The sequence below is a fragment of the Streptomyces sp. NPDC033174 genome (assembly GCF_055577795.1).
Genome location: NZ_JBVIPQ010000002.1, coordinates 235,640 through 249,641 on the forward strand (window position 1 = coordinate 235,640; position 14,002 = coordinate 249,641).

General features: G+C 72.6%; 13 protein-coding genes. 8 read left to right on the forward strand and 5 right to left on the reverse strand.

Going from position 1 to position 14,002, the window contains the following annotated elements:
- A partial coding sequence (locus tag ACZ5VC_RS07380; RefSeq protein ID WP_469119148.1) for a DEAD/DEAH box helicase occupies positions 1-1,989 on the reverse strand: 1,989 nt, incomplete at its 3' end.
- A gap of 492 nt (positions 1,990-2,481) precedes the next feature.
- Here ACZ5VC_RS07380 and ACZ5VC_RS07385 point away from each other — a divergent pair.
- On the forward strand, positions 2,482-3,252 hold the full coding sequence (locus ACZ5VC_RS07385; RefSeq protein WP_469119149.1) for a ferritin-like fold-containing protein: 771 nt from the start codon (positions 2,482-2,484) through the stop codon (positions 3,250-3,252).
- A gap of 27 nt (positions 3,253-3,279) precedes the next feature.
- Here the strand turns inward: ACZ5VC_RS07385 and ACZ5VC_RS07390 are convergent, their stop codons facing one another.
- The 4 genes from ACZ5VC_RS07390 to ACZ5VC_RS07405 form a co-directional block, all read right to left on the reverse strand.
- Positions 3,280-3,549, reverse strand: a complete 270-nt coding sequence (locus ACZ5VC_RS07390) for a hypothetical protein (RefSeq protein WP_469119150.1) — start codon at positions 3,547-3,549, stop codon at positions 3,280-3,282.
- Positions 3,550-3,865: 316 nt separating this feature from the next.
- Positions 3,866-4,093: a DUF3107 domain-containing protein gene (locus ACZ5VC_RS07395; protein WP_468711801.1), complete on the reverse strand. Its 228-nt coding sequence runs from the start codon at positions 4,091-4,093 to the stop codon at positions 3,866-3,868.
- 142 nt (positions 4,094-4,235) lie between these two features.
- On the reverse strand, positions 4,236-4,877 hold the full coding sequence (locus tag ACZ5VC_RS07400) for a TetR/AcrR family transcriptional regulator (RefSeq protein WP_469119151.1): 642 nt from the start codon (positions 4,875-4,877) through the stop codon (positions 4,236-4,238).
- Between the two features lie 145 nt (positions 4,878-5,022).
- Positions 5,023-5,250 carry a hypothetical protein gene (locus ACZ5VC_RS07405; protein WP_469119152.1) on the reverse strand — a complete coding sequence of 76 codons (228 nt, stop codon included), beginning with the start codon at positions 5,248-5,250 and terminating at the stop codon, positions 5,023-5,025.
- Between the two features lie 149 nt (positions 5,251-5,399).
- Between ACZ5VC_RS07405 and ACZ5VC_RS07410 the strand changes: the two genes are divergently transcribed.
- The 7 genes from ACZ5VC_RS07410 to moeZ all read left to right on the forward strand — a co-directional run bounded on the left by ACZ5VC_RS07410 (position 5,400) and on the right by moeZ (position 13,943).
- Positions 5,400-6,359 carry an alpha/beta fold hydrolase gene (locus tag ACZ5VC_RS07410; RefSeq protein ID WP_469119153.1) on the forward strand — a complete coding sequence of 320 codons (960 nt, stop codon included), beginning with the start codon at positions 5,400-5,402 and terminating at the stop codon, positions 6,357-6,359.
- An 8-nt stretch (positions 6,360-6,367) separates the two neighbouring features.
- Positions 6,368-7,672 carry a DUF3152 domain-containing protein gene (locus ACZ5VC_RS07415; RefSeq protein WP_469119154.1) on the forward strand — a complete coding sequence of 435 codons (1,305 nt, stop codon included), beginning with the start codon at positions 6,368-6,370 and terminating at the stop codon, positions 7,670-7,672.
- A gap of 286 nt (positions 7,673-7,958) precedes the next feature.
- Positions 7,959-9,602, forward strand: coding sequence for a DUF3492 domain-containing protein (locus ACZ5VC_RS07420; RefSeq protein WP_469119155.1), 1,644 nt, complete (start codon positions 7,959-7,961; stop codon positions 9,600-9,602).
- A 13-nt stretch (positions 9,603-9,615) separates the two neighbouring features.
- A complete protein-coding gene (locus tag ACZ5VC_RS07425; protein ID WP_469119156.1) occupies positions 9,616-10,809 on the forward strand; it encodes a hypothetical protein in 1,194 nt (397 codons plus the stop codon).
- A gap of 137 nt (positions 10,810-10,946) precedes the next feature.
- A complete protein-coding gene (locus tag ACZ5VC_RS07430; RefSeq protein WP_469119157.1) occupies positions 10,947-11,906 on the forward strand; it encodes an NAD-dependent epimerase/dehydratase family protein in 960 nt (319 codons plus the stop codon).
- A complete protein-coding gene (locus ACZ5VC_RS07435) occupies positions 11,894-12,667 on the forward strand; it encodes a spherulation-specific family 4 protein (RefSeq protein WP_469119158.1) in 774 nt (257 codons plus the stop codon). Before ACZ5VC_RS07430 ends, ACZ5VC_RS07435 begins: the two co-directional genes overlap by 13 nt.
- 97 nt (positions 12,668-12,764) lie before the next feature.
- Positions 12,765-13,943 (forward strand): adenylyltransferase/sulfurtransferase MoeZ, encoded by a 1,179-nt coding sequence (moeZ, locus tag ACZ5VC_RS07440; protein WP_468707351.1) that lies wholly within the window; start codon positions 12,765-12,767, stop codon positions 13,941-13,943.
- The last annotated feature ends 59 nt before the right edge of the window (positions 13,944-14,002 follow it).

Sequence of the window (14,002 nt, forward strand, 5' to 3'; positions counted from 1 at the left end):
GGTCGTGCGGCGGCGGGGCTTGGTCTCCGCGACAGCCTCGGCGACCTCAGCGGCCTCGACGACGACTTCGGCGGTCTTCTTGGCGGCGCGGCGGCGGGGCTTGGTCTCCGCGACAGCCTCGGCGACCTCAGCGGCCTCGACGACCACCTCGGCGGTCTTCTTGGTCGTGCGGCGGCGGGGCTTGGTCTCCGCGACAGCCTCGGCGACCTCAGCGGCCTCGACGACGACTTCGGCGGTCTTCTTGGCGGCGCGGCGGCGCGGCTTGGTCTCCACGACCTCCGGGGCCTCCACGACCGCGGGAGCCACTGCCTCGACGACCGCCTCTGCGGCCTTCTTGGCGGTACGGCGGCGGGGCTTGGTCTCCGCGACGGCCTCGGGGGCCTCAGCGACCTCGGCGACGACCGGGGTCACGACGGCCTCCGCCTCGACCGGCTTCGCGGCACGCGTCCGGCGGCGACGGGGCTTGGCGGCCTCCTCGGCCTCGGCCGGGACGACGGGCGCGGCCTCGACGACCGGCGTGGCCTCGACGACCGGGGCCGCCTCGGCCACCGGGGTCACCACGGCCTCCGACGGCGCGCCCACACGGGTGCGACGGCGGCGACGCGGGGTGCGCGGCTCCGACGGCTGCTCGGCCGACCGCTCGGCCGACGGGGTCTCGACCGCGGGGGCCTCGGTGAGCGGGGTGCCGTTGCGCGTACGGCGACGCTGACGCGGCGTACGCGTACGGGCCGGACGCTCCTCGGTCACCGGCGCGGCCGCCGACTTCGCACGCGAACCGGAACGGCCACCGCGGCCGCCCGTCTCGCCGAGGTCCTCGACCTCCTCCGCGCCCAGACCCGCACGGGTCCGCTCGGTGCGCGGCAGGACACCCTTGGTGCCCGCCGGGATGTCCAGCTCCTCGAAGAGGTGCGGGGACGTGGAGTACGTCTCGACCGGGTCGTTGAAGTCCAGCTCCAGCGCCTTGTTGATCAGCTGCCAGCGCGGGATGTCGTCCCAGTCGACCAGTGTGACCGCCGTGCCCTTCGCACCGGCGCGGCCGGTACGGCCCACGCGGTGGAGGAACGTCTTCTCGTCCTCGGGCGACTGGTAGTTGATGACGTGGGTGACGCCCTCGACGTCGATACCGCGCGCGGCGACGTCGGTGCAGACGAGGACGTCGACCTTGCCGTTGCGGAAGGCCCGCAGGGCCTGCTCGCGGGCGCCCTGGCCGAGGTCGCCGTGGACGGCGCCGGACGCGAAGCCGCGGCGCTCCAGCTGCTCGGCGATGTCGGCCGCCGTGCGCTTCGTCCGGCAGAAGATCATCGCGAGCCCGCGGCCGTTGGCCTGCAGGATGCGCGAGACGAGCTCCGGCTTGTCCATGGAGTGCGCGCGGTAGACGCGCTGGGTGATGTTCGCGACGGTCGCGCCCTGGTCGTCCGGCGCGGAGGCGCGGATGTGCGTGGGCTGCGACATGTAGCGCCGGGCCAGGCCGATGACCGCGCCCGGCATGGTCGCCGAGAACAGCATGGTCTGACGCTTCGCCGGAAGCATGTTGATGATCTTCTCGACGTCGGGCAGGAAGCCCAGGTCGAGCATCTCGTCCGCCTCGTCCAGCACGAGTGCCTTGACGTGGGAGAGGTTCAGCTTCTTCTGTCCGGCCAGGTCGAGGAGCCGGCCCGGGGTGCCGACGATCACGTCGACGCCCTTCTTGAGGGCCTCGACCTGGGGCTCGTACGCACGGCCGCCGTAGATGGCGAGCACGCGGACGTTGCGCACCTTGCCGGCGGTCAGCAGGTCGTTGGTGACCTGGGTGCAGAGCTCACGGGTGGGGACGACCACGAGCGCCTGCGGCGTGTCGGTCAGCTGCTCGGGCTTGGCCCGGCCGGCCTCGACGTCGGCGGGAACGGTGACGCGCTCGAGGAGCGGCAGACCGAAGCCGAGCGTCTTGCCGGTGCCGGTCTTGGCCTGGCCGATGACGTCATTGCCGGAGAGGGCGACCGGAAGGGTCATCTCCTGGATGGGGAACGGGGTGACGATGCCGACGGCCTCGAGGGCCTCGGCCGTCTCGGGAAGGATGCCGAGATCGCGGAAAGTCGTAGTCAGGGTGCTGCCTCTTCTGTGAGACGCGGCGCGAGGCGAACGACGGGGGTCGTACCGTGCCGGATCACTTCCGGCTGCGGATCGGAACGATCACAACCGGGGTGGCGCGGGACCACTGCCATCGCTCGAGCGTCGTGCCGCTGAGGGGGCCCCTCATGTGCAAGGGAGCGCACGGAGGGCTGTCGGGTCGGAGCCGATCGGGCCACCGACCGGGCATCCTCATTCATGAGATGGCCCACCGAGCATGTTCGAACATGGCTGGCATGTCTGAATACTCAGCAGGCGCTTTATCACTGTACCCCGGATTCGCGCATGTGTGTTGGGCGAATTCGTAATGAGGGCGCCGTCACAGTGACTGACCAGGGCCTTCCCCGGCCCTGCGAGCGGGCTATTGTGCGCTTCATGGAGACGCCTGACAACGCCACTGCCGCCGAAGGACCCGCAGGAAAGTCCGACGGAAAGCCCGCCGGGGAACTCACCGGGATCGCCGCCCAGGACTGGGCCACGGCCTCCGCGGAGCCCCAGTACCGCGCCGCGGTCGTCGATCTGCTCGGCGCGCTGGCCTACGGCGAGCTCGCGGCCTTCGAGCGCCTCGCCGAGGACGCCAAGCTGGCGCCGACCCTCGGGGACAAGGCGGAGCTGGCGAAGATGGCCTCCGCCGAGTTCCACCACTTCGAGCGGCTGCGCGACCGCCTCACCGCGATCGACACGGAGCCGACCGGCGCGATGGAGCCCTTCGCCAAGGCGCTGGACGACTTCCACCGCCAGACCGCGCCGTCCGACTGGCTGGAGGGCCTGGTCAAGGCGTACGTCGGCGACTCGATCGCCAGCGACTTCTACCGTGAGGTCGCGGCCCGGCTCGACTCCGACACCCGCGCCCTGGTCCTCGCGGTCCTCGACGACACCGGCCACGGCAACTTCGCGGTGGAGAAGGTGCGTGCCGCGATCGACGCCGACCCACGGGTCGGCGGGCGGCTCGCCCTGTGGGCGCGCCGTCTGATGGGCGAGGCGCTGTCGCAGGCGCAGCGTGTCGTCGCGGAGCGGGACGCGCTCTCCACCATGCTGGTCGGCGGCGTCGCGGACGGCTTCGACCTCGCGGAGGTCGGCCGGATGTTCTCCCGCATCACCGAGGCGCACACCAAGCGGATGGCCGCGCTGGGGCTGGCCGCCTAACTCCCCGTGGTCCGGCGGCGGCGTGGGTCACGCCGCCGCTGATCGGCGCAGGCGGCGGCCCGCCGGGCGGATCAGGAGCGAGAGCAGGACGGCTCCGACGAAGACCGCACCCGCGAGGGTGCCGAGGAAATGGCCCGGTCCCAGCGCCGCGTGGGTCAGGACGGCGCCGAACGCGGAGCCCAGGCCGCCCGTGGTGAGGACGACCGGGCGCGCGGGGAGCCGGTCGGGCAGCCGGTGCACGGCGGCCCAGGCCAGGGCAAGTCCGAGCAGGGCCGAGCCGAGAGCTTCCAGGAACACTGCGGATCACCTCGCGGGCGGTGCGGGGCGGGCAAAACGGTCGTAGGCGGTCCTACCCGCCGGGCGCGGAACGCAACCCTCCTCCCGCCCCACTGGCCGCCATGAACACGACGAAGATCCCTCTCCCGGGGCGCCTCGGGAGCCTCGCCGGCACCGATTCCTCTCGCGGCGCCCGGCGGCCGTCACGAAGAGCCGGGGCCCGGACCCCGCGGCCACGACGGGTGCCCACCGCCCGCCACGCGGACATGACGAAGGGCCCGGCGGAAGACCGCCGGGCCCTTCGTCATGTCTGCTGCGTCGTGCTGCCTCGTGCCGCTTAGAGCGCGCCGAAGCCCACCCGGCGCACCGCCGGCTCGCCGATCTCCACGTAGGCGATCCGGTCCGCCGGGATCAGGACCTTGCGGCCCTTGTCGTCCGTCAGGCTGAGCAGCTGCGCCTTGCCGGCCAGCGCGTCGGCCACCGCGCGCTCGACCTCCTCGGCGGACTGCCCGCTCTCCAGAACGATCTCCCGGGGCGCGTGCTGCACGCCGATCTTGACCTCCACGGCTATGTCCCTCCGAACGGTCAGCGTTGCGCGGTCAACCGCGCCGTACGCAGCACACATTAGCCCGGAGAGAGCACACGGCAGGCTCGCGGCCGCACGCCAGGAGCGAACAGTGCACGGGAACAAGCGCCCCCGGCAGCGCTCAGTGGCCCTCGGCCCCGTGCAGCGGGAAGCCGGCGATACCTCGCCAGGCGAGGGAGGTCAGCAGCTCCACCGCCTTTTCGCGGGGGATGGCCGACTCGCTGGAGAGCCAGTACCGGGCGACGACCTGGGACACGCCGCCGAGGCCCACGGCCAGCAGCATCGACTCGTCCTTGGAAAGACCGGTGTCCTCGGCGATGACGTCAGAGATCGCCTCGGCGCACTGCAGGCTCACCCGGTCGACCCGCTCGCGCACCGCCGGCTCGTTCGTGAGGTCGGACTCGAAAACCAGACGGAACGCGCCGCCCTCGTCCTCCACGTACGCGAAGTAGGCGTCCATCGTCGCGGCGACGCGCAGCTTGTTGTCGGAGGTCGACGCCAGGGCCGTACGCACGGCCTGGAGCAGGGACTCGCAGTGCTGGTCGAGCAGCGCCAGGTAGAGCTCCAGCTTCCCCGGGAAGTGCTGATAGAGGACCGGCTTGCTGACCCCGGCCCGCTCGGCGATGTCGTCCATCGCCGCGGAGTGGTACCCCTGCGCCACAAACACTTCCTGGGCGGCGCCCAGGAGCTGGTTGCGTCGGGCTCGGCGCGGAAGCCGCGTGCCCCGCGGGCGGGCCGCCTCTGTCTGCTCGATGGCTGTCACGCCGCCTCCCAAGATCGATCCATGCGCGCTGTGCGCAGCGCCCGCCATCGTACTTTTGGGTAACCCGGCTGTGCGCGGTGCGGACGCAGAATTTCACGGACCGGACGCCTGCGGTAGCTGCAGATTCACCGGTTTACCGAACAAATCATCGGTAGTCGTCCTCATCCAGTGTCACGACTCGTGCCTGTTCGACGACATCGGCTTCGTTCGCCTTGCCGGGATCGATGCGTTCCACCGGGTCGTCCCCCTGCTGTTGCAGGTCGGTGTGCTGTTCCGCGGCGTCGGCCTCGGGAGTCTCCTCGTCGATCTCGACGTCCGTGGCGGTGACGTCGGCTTCCTCGAGGGTTTCCGGGTCGGTGGGGTCAACAGTCATACGGCTCCCTTTCTGGCGGGAGGGTGCTGAGGGGAAGCCCTCTACTTTCGAGCGTAGGAGGTCCCTTCCCGACGCGCTACGCGGTATGCCACCCCATCTGTGACCGCGAACACACGAACCCTCGCGTGATCGTCTCGTAACATTGCCGCATGTCTTCGACCGAGCTGCCGGGAACCCGCACCGCCGCGCCGGCGGCGCGGGTCGGTGCCGTACGGGTCGCCGCAGGTGAGGAGCTGCGTTCCGTGGCTCTCCCCGGACTGACGCTGACCGTGCGGGCCCGCCCCGCCACGCGCCCGGGGCTGCCGCCCGCGCTCTATGTGCACGGCCTCGGCGGTTCCTCGCAGAACTGGTCGGCCCTGATGCCGCTGCTCGCGGACAAGGTCGACGGCGAGGCCCTCGACCTGCCGGGCTTCGGGGACTCCCCGCCGCCGGACGACGGCAACTACTCGGTGACCGGACACGCCCGTGCCGTCATCCGGCTGCTCGACTCGGCCGGCCGGGGCCCGGTGCATCTGATCGGGAACTCGCTGGGCGGCGCCGTCGCCACCCGGGTCGCGGCGGTCCGCCCCGACCTCGTGCGGACGCTCTCCCTGATCTCCCCGGCGCTCCCCGAGCTGCGCGCCCAGCGCACCGCCTGGCCCACCGCCCTGCTCGCCGTCCCCGGTGTCTCCTCGCTCTTCGCCCGGCTCACCAAGGACTGGACGGCCGAGCAGCGCGTGCGCGGCGTGATGGCGCTCTGCTACGCGGACCCCGGACGGATCACCGACGAGGGCCTGCGCGATGCCGTGGAGGAGATGGAGCGGCGGCTGACGCTCCCCTACTTCTGGGACGCGATGGCCCGTTCCGCGCGCGGCATCGTCGACGCCTACACCCTCGGCGGTCAACACGGGCTGTGGCGGCAGGCCGAGCGGGTTCTCGCGCCGACGCTGCTGGTGTACGGAGCGCGTGACCAGCTGGTTTCCTTTCGCATGGCCCGTCGGGCGGCCGGCGCCTTCCGGGACTCGCGGTTGCTGACGCTTCCGGACGCGGGCCATGTTGCGATGATGGAGCACCCGGGGACGGTCGCCAAGGCCGTCCGGGAACTCATCGACGACAACGGCGGGAGCTGATCAGGGGCGTGGGACGACACAGTCGCAAAGGCCCCGCTTCCCAGGGCTCGAACAGCACAGTGACCGAACCGGCGGGGGGCGACCGGGACGGTACCGGCCGGCGCCGGAGGGCCCCCGGCGCGCCCGAGCAGCACCCCGGCGCGTACGGAACTCCCGCCCACGGAACCCCGGTCCACGGCACGGGTGACTACGGCACCCCCGCCCACGGCATCCCCGCCCAGGACCCGACGGGGGTCAGAGGCGGACACCCCGAGCATCACGAGCCGGGAGGCGCCTGGGGTCTCAACCGGACCCCTTCCGCCGCCTCGGCCGACGGCCGGACCCGAGCCCGTCCTCAGGGCGAACCCCGGAAGCAGGAGTACGGCGAGCGGCGGGAGACGCCGCGCACCCAGGACGTGCCGTTCATACCGGGACAGCGCCGGGGCGCCGAGACGTCCACGGAACCGTCGGACCCCGGCTCCGAACCGCCGTCCGCTCCCGAGACCGCCAAGGGCGGCAAGTCCCGCGCCTTCACCGGCATCGCGGCCGCCGCCGTCATCACCGTCCTCGGTGTCGTCGTCGCCGGCCAGGTCACCGGTCACGGCCCGGGCGACGACACCGTGACGCGGTCGGTGGGCGAGGCCGGCGATCGCGCCGCCGACGACGGTTCGGCGTCACGGTCCGACGCCCGGCCCGTGCCCGAGCAGCCCGCTCGGCCAGCGGCGCGTCCGGTGACGTACGAACAGCTGATGACCCGGCAGTTCCCCATCGACCCCAAGCTGTCGGGCTCAGGCCGGTTCGAGGCGGTGCCGGGCTTCGCCAAGGCGCCCGGCAAGGGCCGGAAGGTCCGCTACCGGGTGGATGTCGAGAAGGGGCTCGGTCTCGACCCCCTGCTCTTCGCCGACGCGGTGCAGAAGACCCTCAACGACGACCGGAGCTGGGCGCACGACGGGGCGATGACCTTCGAGCGGATATCGAGCGGCGAGCCCGAGTTCGTGATCACCCTGGCCAGCCCGGCCACCACCGCGACGTGGTGTGCCAAGTCCGGTCTGGACACGACGATCGACAATGTCTCCTGCGACTCCGCGGCCACCGAGCGCGTGATGATCAACGCGTTCCGCTGGGCGCAGGGTTCGGAGACGTACGGTCCGAAGGCGATGTTCACCTACCGCCAGATGTTGATCAATCACGAGATCGGGCACCGGCTCGGGCACAGCCATGTCAGCTGCCGCACGCCCGGCGCGCTGGCCCCGGTGATGCAGCAGCAGACCAAGTCGCTGGACATCGACGGGATCAAGTGCCGCCCCAACCCCTGGGTGCATCCCGGCGGTTGAGGCCTCGCTCCGGCACCTCCGGCGACGCGTCAAGTGTCTGACCGTGTGTGACGGGATCGCACCGTAGCGCCACGGAACGCTACCGGGGTGCGAAAGTTACGTGCATTCACCCCTTCCGGTGGCGGGGGGGGAAAAAAGCCGCCCCCCCCCCCCCCCCCCTCCCCCCTCCCCCCCCCCCCCCCCCCCCCCCCCCCCCCCCCCGCTACCGGCATATCCGCTTACGTTCATCCCGCTGCGAGTCGCCGACCAACGGTGGCCGTACGGAACGAAGACCGGGGGTGTACTCGTGCGGATCGGACTGCTTACGGAGGGTGGCTACCCGTATGCGACGGGTGAGTCCAGGGTCTGGTGCGACCGGCTCGTGCGCGGGCTCACGGGGCACGAGTTCGACCTCTACGCGCTCAGCCGCAGCGCCGGCCAGGAGCGTGCCGGCCATGTCGAACTGCCCGCGCACGTGCGGCGGGTGCGGACAGCCCCCCTGTGGGCGCCCGAGGACGACGGCCACACCTACGGCCGCCGCGACCGGCGCCGCTTCGCCCGCCACTTCGCCGAACTGACCGCGGCGATCTGCGTCGAGGGCGCCGACGACGCCTTCGCGGAGGGCCTCTACGGACTGGCGGAGCTCGCCCGCGACCGCGGCGGCCTCTACGCCGCCCTCCGTTCCGAAATCGCCGTGCGCGCCCTGGAGTCCGCCTGCCACGCCTCCGGCGCACGGCGAGGCGTACAGGGCGCGACCGTCCCCGACCACCTCGCCTTCGCCGATCAGCTGGAGCGCGCCCTGCGCCCCCTCTCCCTCGACTGGTACGGCGAGGACGACCTCGGCGCGGTCGACCTGTGTCACGCCGCTTCCGGCGGCTCGGCGGCCTTGCCCGGGCTTCTGGCCAAACGCTTCTTCGGGGTTCCCCTGCTGGTCACGGAGTACGGCGTACAGCTGCGGGCGCACTATCTCGCCGCTCCCGAGACCACGCTCGGCGCGCCCGTGCGCGCACTGCTCGCCGCCTTCCACGGCCGGCTCGCCGCCGAGGTCTACCGGCAGGCCGCCGTCATCACCCCCGGCAACACCCACGCCCGGCGCTGGCAGGAGAAGTGCGGCGCCGAGCGCGCCAAGCTGCGGACCGTCTACCCGGGCATGGAGGCCGAGCAGTTCACGGCGGTCGGCGAGGACGAGGACGCCGGCGAGCCGGACACCCTGGTGTGGGTCGGCAGGATCGAGCCCGCCAAGGACCTGATCGCGCTCCTCCACGCCTTCGCCGAGGTGCGCAAGGAGGTGCCGGGGGCCCGGCTGAGGATCATCGCCGCGCCCGTACGGGAACCGGAACCGGTCACCTACCTCGCCCACTGCACGGCGCTCGCCGCCCAGCTCTTCCCCGACGAGGCCCCCGGCGCGCATGACATCGGCGACAACCCCGTCTCCTTCGAGGAGCTCGGCGGCCCCGAGGCGCCCGGCCTCGCCGACGCCTACGCGGCGGGCGCGGTCGTCGTCCTCTCCAGCGTCGTCGAGGGCTTTCCCATCAGCCTGGTCGAGGCGATGTTCTGCGGCCGGGCCACCGTCTCCACCGACGTCGGCGCGGTCGTCGAAGTCATCGGCGGCACCGGCCTCGTCGTGCCGCCGCGCAATCCGCGGGCGCTCGCCGACGCGTGCCTCGCGCTGCTGCGCGACCCGGAACGCAGGCACCGGCTGGGCGCGGCGGCGCGCGCCCGCGCGCTCGAACTCTTCACCGTCGAGCAGAACATCACCGCGTTCCACGGCATCTACCTGGAACTCCTCTCCCACTCCCCGGTGCACCGCATCGCCGACGGTGTGCCCTTCGCGCACCCGGCGGAGTCGTATCTGCCCGGCAGCTGGACAGGTCCGGGCCGGACGGCCGCCCAGGGTGGCGCGCCCGAGCCCGCGGGGGCCGGCGCGGGGCGGGGGGACGGCGATGCGTGAAGGAGGCAGAACCATGCGAGACCCGCGCGCGACCGAACCGGCCGAACCGAGCCCCGGCGGCTGGGACACCCGGTCCGAGGCGCTGTTGGCGGCACACGCGCTGACCTCCGCCGCCGAGCCGCCGGCGGAGGCACCGACTTCCGCGCCGCGTCCCGTCCGTCGCGGCCCCGCCGACCCCGTCAAGGCGCTCATGCACCGCCACCGGGAGCTGTGCGAGCGGGCCGTCGATCCCCTGGAGATCGCCGCCGGCCTCGAAGCGCACGGCGTCACCGACCGGACTGCCGCCCGGTTCCGGCACCGGGACGTCTTCGCCCTCGCCGAAGAGCTCTACGCGCGCGTGCCCCGGGGGAACGGACCCGTGTCACGGTCCGCCGCGCCGGACGCCGCCGGGCACGACAGCGGATGGGCCGTGCTCGCCCTCCTCCCCGGGGGCGTCTGCGCCCTGACCGCCGGCGGTCTCGCCCTGGCCTCCGACGGGGCGCCCCGGCTCGCCGTGGGAGCCGCCGGGGCCCTCGCGACGGCCCTCGCCCTCCTCGTCTCCCTGCGCCGCGGCCCCCTGCGCGCCACGGGCCGGACCGTCCGCGCCACCCCTCTCTGGGTCTGCTGGCTCCTGGCCTACGCGGCCGGCGGCGACGGGCTCCTCGAGCAGCTCCTCACCGGCGGGCCCGACCGACCCTGGCCCCTGACCACCGGACCGCTCCTCGCCCTGGCGCTCGCCGTCCTGCCCGCCGCCTGGTGCGCCCGGCTCTTCGCCGTACGGGCCCGGCGCAAGCTCGCCGCCAGCCGGGGCCTGGAGGACTTCGCCGCCGGGGCCCGGCCCCTGCTGCTCGGCGTCGTCGGACTCCATCTCCTCGCCCTGGCCGGGCTGCTGAGCGTGGTGGGCCTCGTCGGCGGCAGCGACGGGACGGTCCCCGTCGCCGCCCTCGGCACCCTGCTGCTGCTCGCCCGGATGCTCACCGTCCACGGCTTCCCCGAGCCGGCCGCCACCGCCCTCGGCGCCGCCTGCGCCGGTGAGGCCCTCGCCCTGGCGGCCGTCCCGGGCTCCTGGCTCCCCGGCTGCGACGTCCTGGCCGCCCCGGTGAGGGCGGCCGTCGGCGCCTGGGGCACCGAAGCCGTCCCCACCCTCGTCTGCGGCGCGGCGGCCGTCGGCCTGCTGTCCCACGCCACCGCCGCCCTCTCCCGGGCCTCGGCCCACGCCCCCCACTGACCCCCCTGCGGACCGGCGGAGCCGACGCCGCCGGCACGCATCCCCTTCCGACGGCACCCGCCGCACATCCTCAAGGAGAAACCAGAGATGACCCCCCAACCCCCAGCACCGGCCGGTCGGCACCAAGGGGCCGCGCGATGAGGGTCCTGCTGCTCGGTGCCAACGGCTTCATCGGCCGTTTCGTCGCGGACCGGCTCCTCGCCGACCCCGCGGTGCACCTCACCACCCTCGGGCGGGGCGACGACGCCGACGTACGGTTCGACCTCGCGGGCGGCAGCCCCGGGGCCCTCACCCGCTTCCTCGACGCCGTCCACCCCGGGGTGGTGGTCAACTGCGCCGGAGCCACCCGCGGTGGCGCCCGCGACCTGACCCGGCACAACACCGTCGCCGTCGCCACCGTCTGCGAGGCCCTGCGCCGCAGCGGCTGCGGGGCCCGTCTCGTCCAGGTCGGCTGCGCCTCGGAGTACGGGCCCTCCCAGCCGGGCTCCTCCACCGCCGAGGACGCCGTGCCGCGCCCCGGAGGGCCGTACGGAGTGAGCAAGCTCGCCGCGACCGAGCTGGTCCTCGGGTCCGGACTCGACGCCGTCGTCCTGCGGGTCTTCTCGCCCGTCGGACCCGGCACCCCCGCCGGCTCCCCGCTCGGCCGGCTCGCCGAGGCGATGCGCCGCGCCATGCAGTCGGGCGACGGCGAGCTGAAGCTCAGTGGCCTCGGCGTGCAGCGCGACTTCGTCGACGTCCGGGACGTGGCCCGCGCCGTCCACGCCGCCTCGCTCTCCGCGGCCCAGGGGGTCGTGAACATCGGCACCGGGCGCGCCGTGAGGCTCCGCGACGCCGCCGCCGTGCTCGCCAGGGTCGCCGGCTACGCGGGCGCCCTGCACGAACTGGACGGCCCCCCGCCGAGACAGGTCATCGGCGCCCCGCGCACCGAGGCGATGGCCGACCACCTGTCCGCCGGCCCCTTCCCGTACCCGGACGGCTGCGGCAGCTGGCAGCAGGCGGACGTGCGCACCGCGCGGGACCGGCTCGGCTGGCGGCCCCGGATCAACCTCGAGGAGTCCCTCGCCGACATCTGGATGGAGGCGGCATGTCGCATCTGACCACCACCGGGACCGCGCTCTCCGCCACGGGCTCCGAGCGGCTCGGCTTCGGTGTCCCCGGCTACGCGCATCCACTGCTCGCGCCCGTCGAATGGGCCGAGCTGACCCGCCCGGGAACGCCCCTGCACTGGGCGGTGCTCAATGTGGCCGACGGCCCCGGCGACCGTCCCGACCCGCACTGCCTGGAGGCGGCGGGCAGGCTCCGCAACGCCGGTGTCCGGGTCCTCGGCCATCTCGATGTCACCCACGGTTCCCGCGACTTCGGCGAGATCATCTCGGACGCCCACCGGTTCCTGGACTGGTACAGGGTCGACGGCTTCCTGCTCGACCGATGCCCCACGGACCGGGCGGACCTCCCCGAGGTGAGGCGTACGACGGCCACGCTGGAGACGATCCTGGAGCGGGCCGACGGCTGCCATCTCGTCCTCGGCCACGGCACGCACCCCTACCCGGGCTACGCGGAGATCGCCGACCAGCTGGTCACCTTCTCCGGGCCGTGGACGGATTACCGCTGGTCGCAGGTGGCGGAGTGGACCGCGGACCATCCGCCGGAGCGCTTCGTCCATCTCGTCCACGGGGTGCCCCGCAGCCATCTCGACGAGGCCGTGCGGATCGCCCGCTGGCAGGGCGCGGGGACGATCTTCTTCACCGACCGCAGTGACCACGACGCCCACCGTGGCGAACATATCGATCCATTCCAGGCACTGCCCGGCTACTGGGACGAAATCGTCTCGCGTATCGGACCGGGTGTCTCGGAATGAGAAGGGGCGTGGCAGTGTTACGGGAGGAAGAAGCGCTCCCCACCTGCGTGGGGGCGTCCCCCGTACGCACCCGACCAGCTGTATTGATGAGGTCTCCGTGTCGCTGCCACCCCTGGTCGAGCCGGCTGCCGAGCTCACCGTAGACGAGGTCCGCAGGTACTCTCGCCACCTGATCATCCCGGATGTCGGGATGGACGGTCAGAAGCGGCTGAAGAACGCCAAGGTGCTGTGTGTCGGCGCCGGCGGTCTCGGCTCGCCGGCCCTGATGTACCTGGCCGCGGCCGGCGTGGGCACGCTCGGCATCGTGGAGTTCGACGAGGTCGACGAGTCGAACCTGCAGCGCCAGATCATCCACAGCCAGGCCGACATCGGCCGTTCCAAGGCCGAGTCCGCGAAGGACTCGGTCCTCGGCATCAACCCGTACGTGAACGTGATCCTCCACGAAGAGCGGCTCGAGGCCGACAACGTGATGGAGATCTTCAGCCAGTACGACCTGATCGTCGACGGCACGGACAACTTCGCCACGCGCTACCTCGTCAACGACGCCTGCGTGCTGCTGAACAAGCCGTACGTCTGGGGCTCGATCTACCGCTTCGACGGCCAGGCGTCCGTCTTCTGGTCCGAGTACGGCCCCTGCTACCGCTGCCTCTACCCGGAGCCCCCGCCGCCGGGCATGGTCCCCTCCTGCGCCGAGGGCGGCGTCCTGGGCGTGCTGTGCGCGTCCATCGGCTCCATCCAGGTCACCGAGGCGATCAAGGTCCTCGCCGGCGTCGGCGACCCGCTGGTCGGGCGTCTGATGATCTACGACGCCCTGGAGATGCAGTACCGCCAGGTGAAGGTCCGCAAGGACCCCGACTGCGCGGTCTGCGGCGACAACCCCACCGTCACCGAGCTCATCGACTACGAGGCCTTCTGCGGCGTCGTGTCCGAGGAGGCACAGGAGGCGGCACTCGGCTCGACGATCACTCCCAAGCAGCTCAAGGAGTGGATCGACGCGGACGAGAAGATCGACATCATCGACGTCCGTGAGCAGAACGAGTACGAAATCGTCTCGATCCCCGGCGCGCGGCTGATCCCGAAGAACGAGTTCCTGATGGGTACCGCCCTCCAGGACCTGCCCCAGGACAGGCGGATCGTCCTGCACTGCAAGACGGGTGTCCGCAGTGCGGAAGTCCTCGCGGTGTTGAAGGCGGCGGGCTTCGCGGACGCCGTCCACGTGGGCGGCGGCGTGATCGGCTGGGTCAACCAGATCGAGCCGGAGAAGCCGATCTACTAGGCTCCGCGCTCCGAAGGCCCCACGGCCTTCGAGGCCACGCGAAGACGGGCCGGACCCTC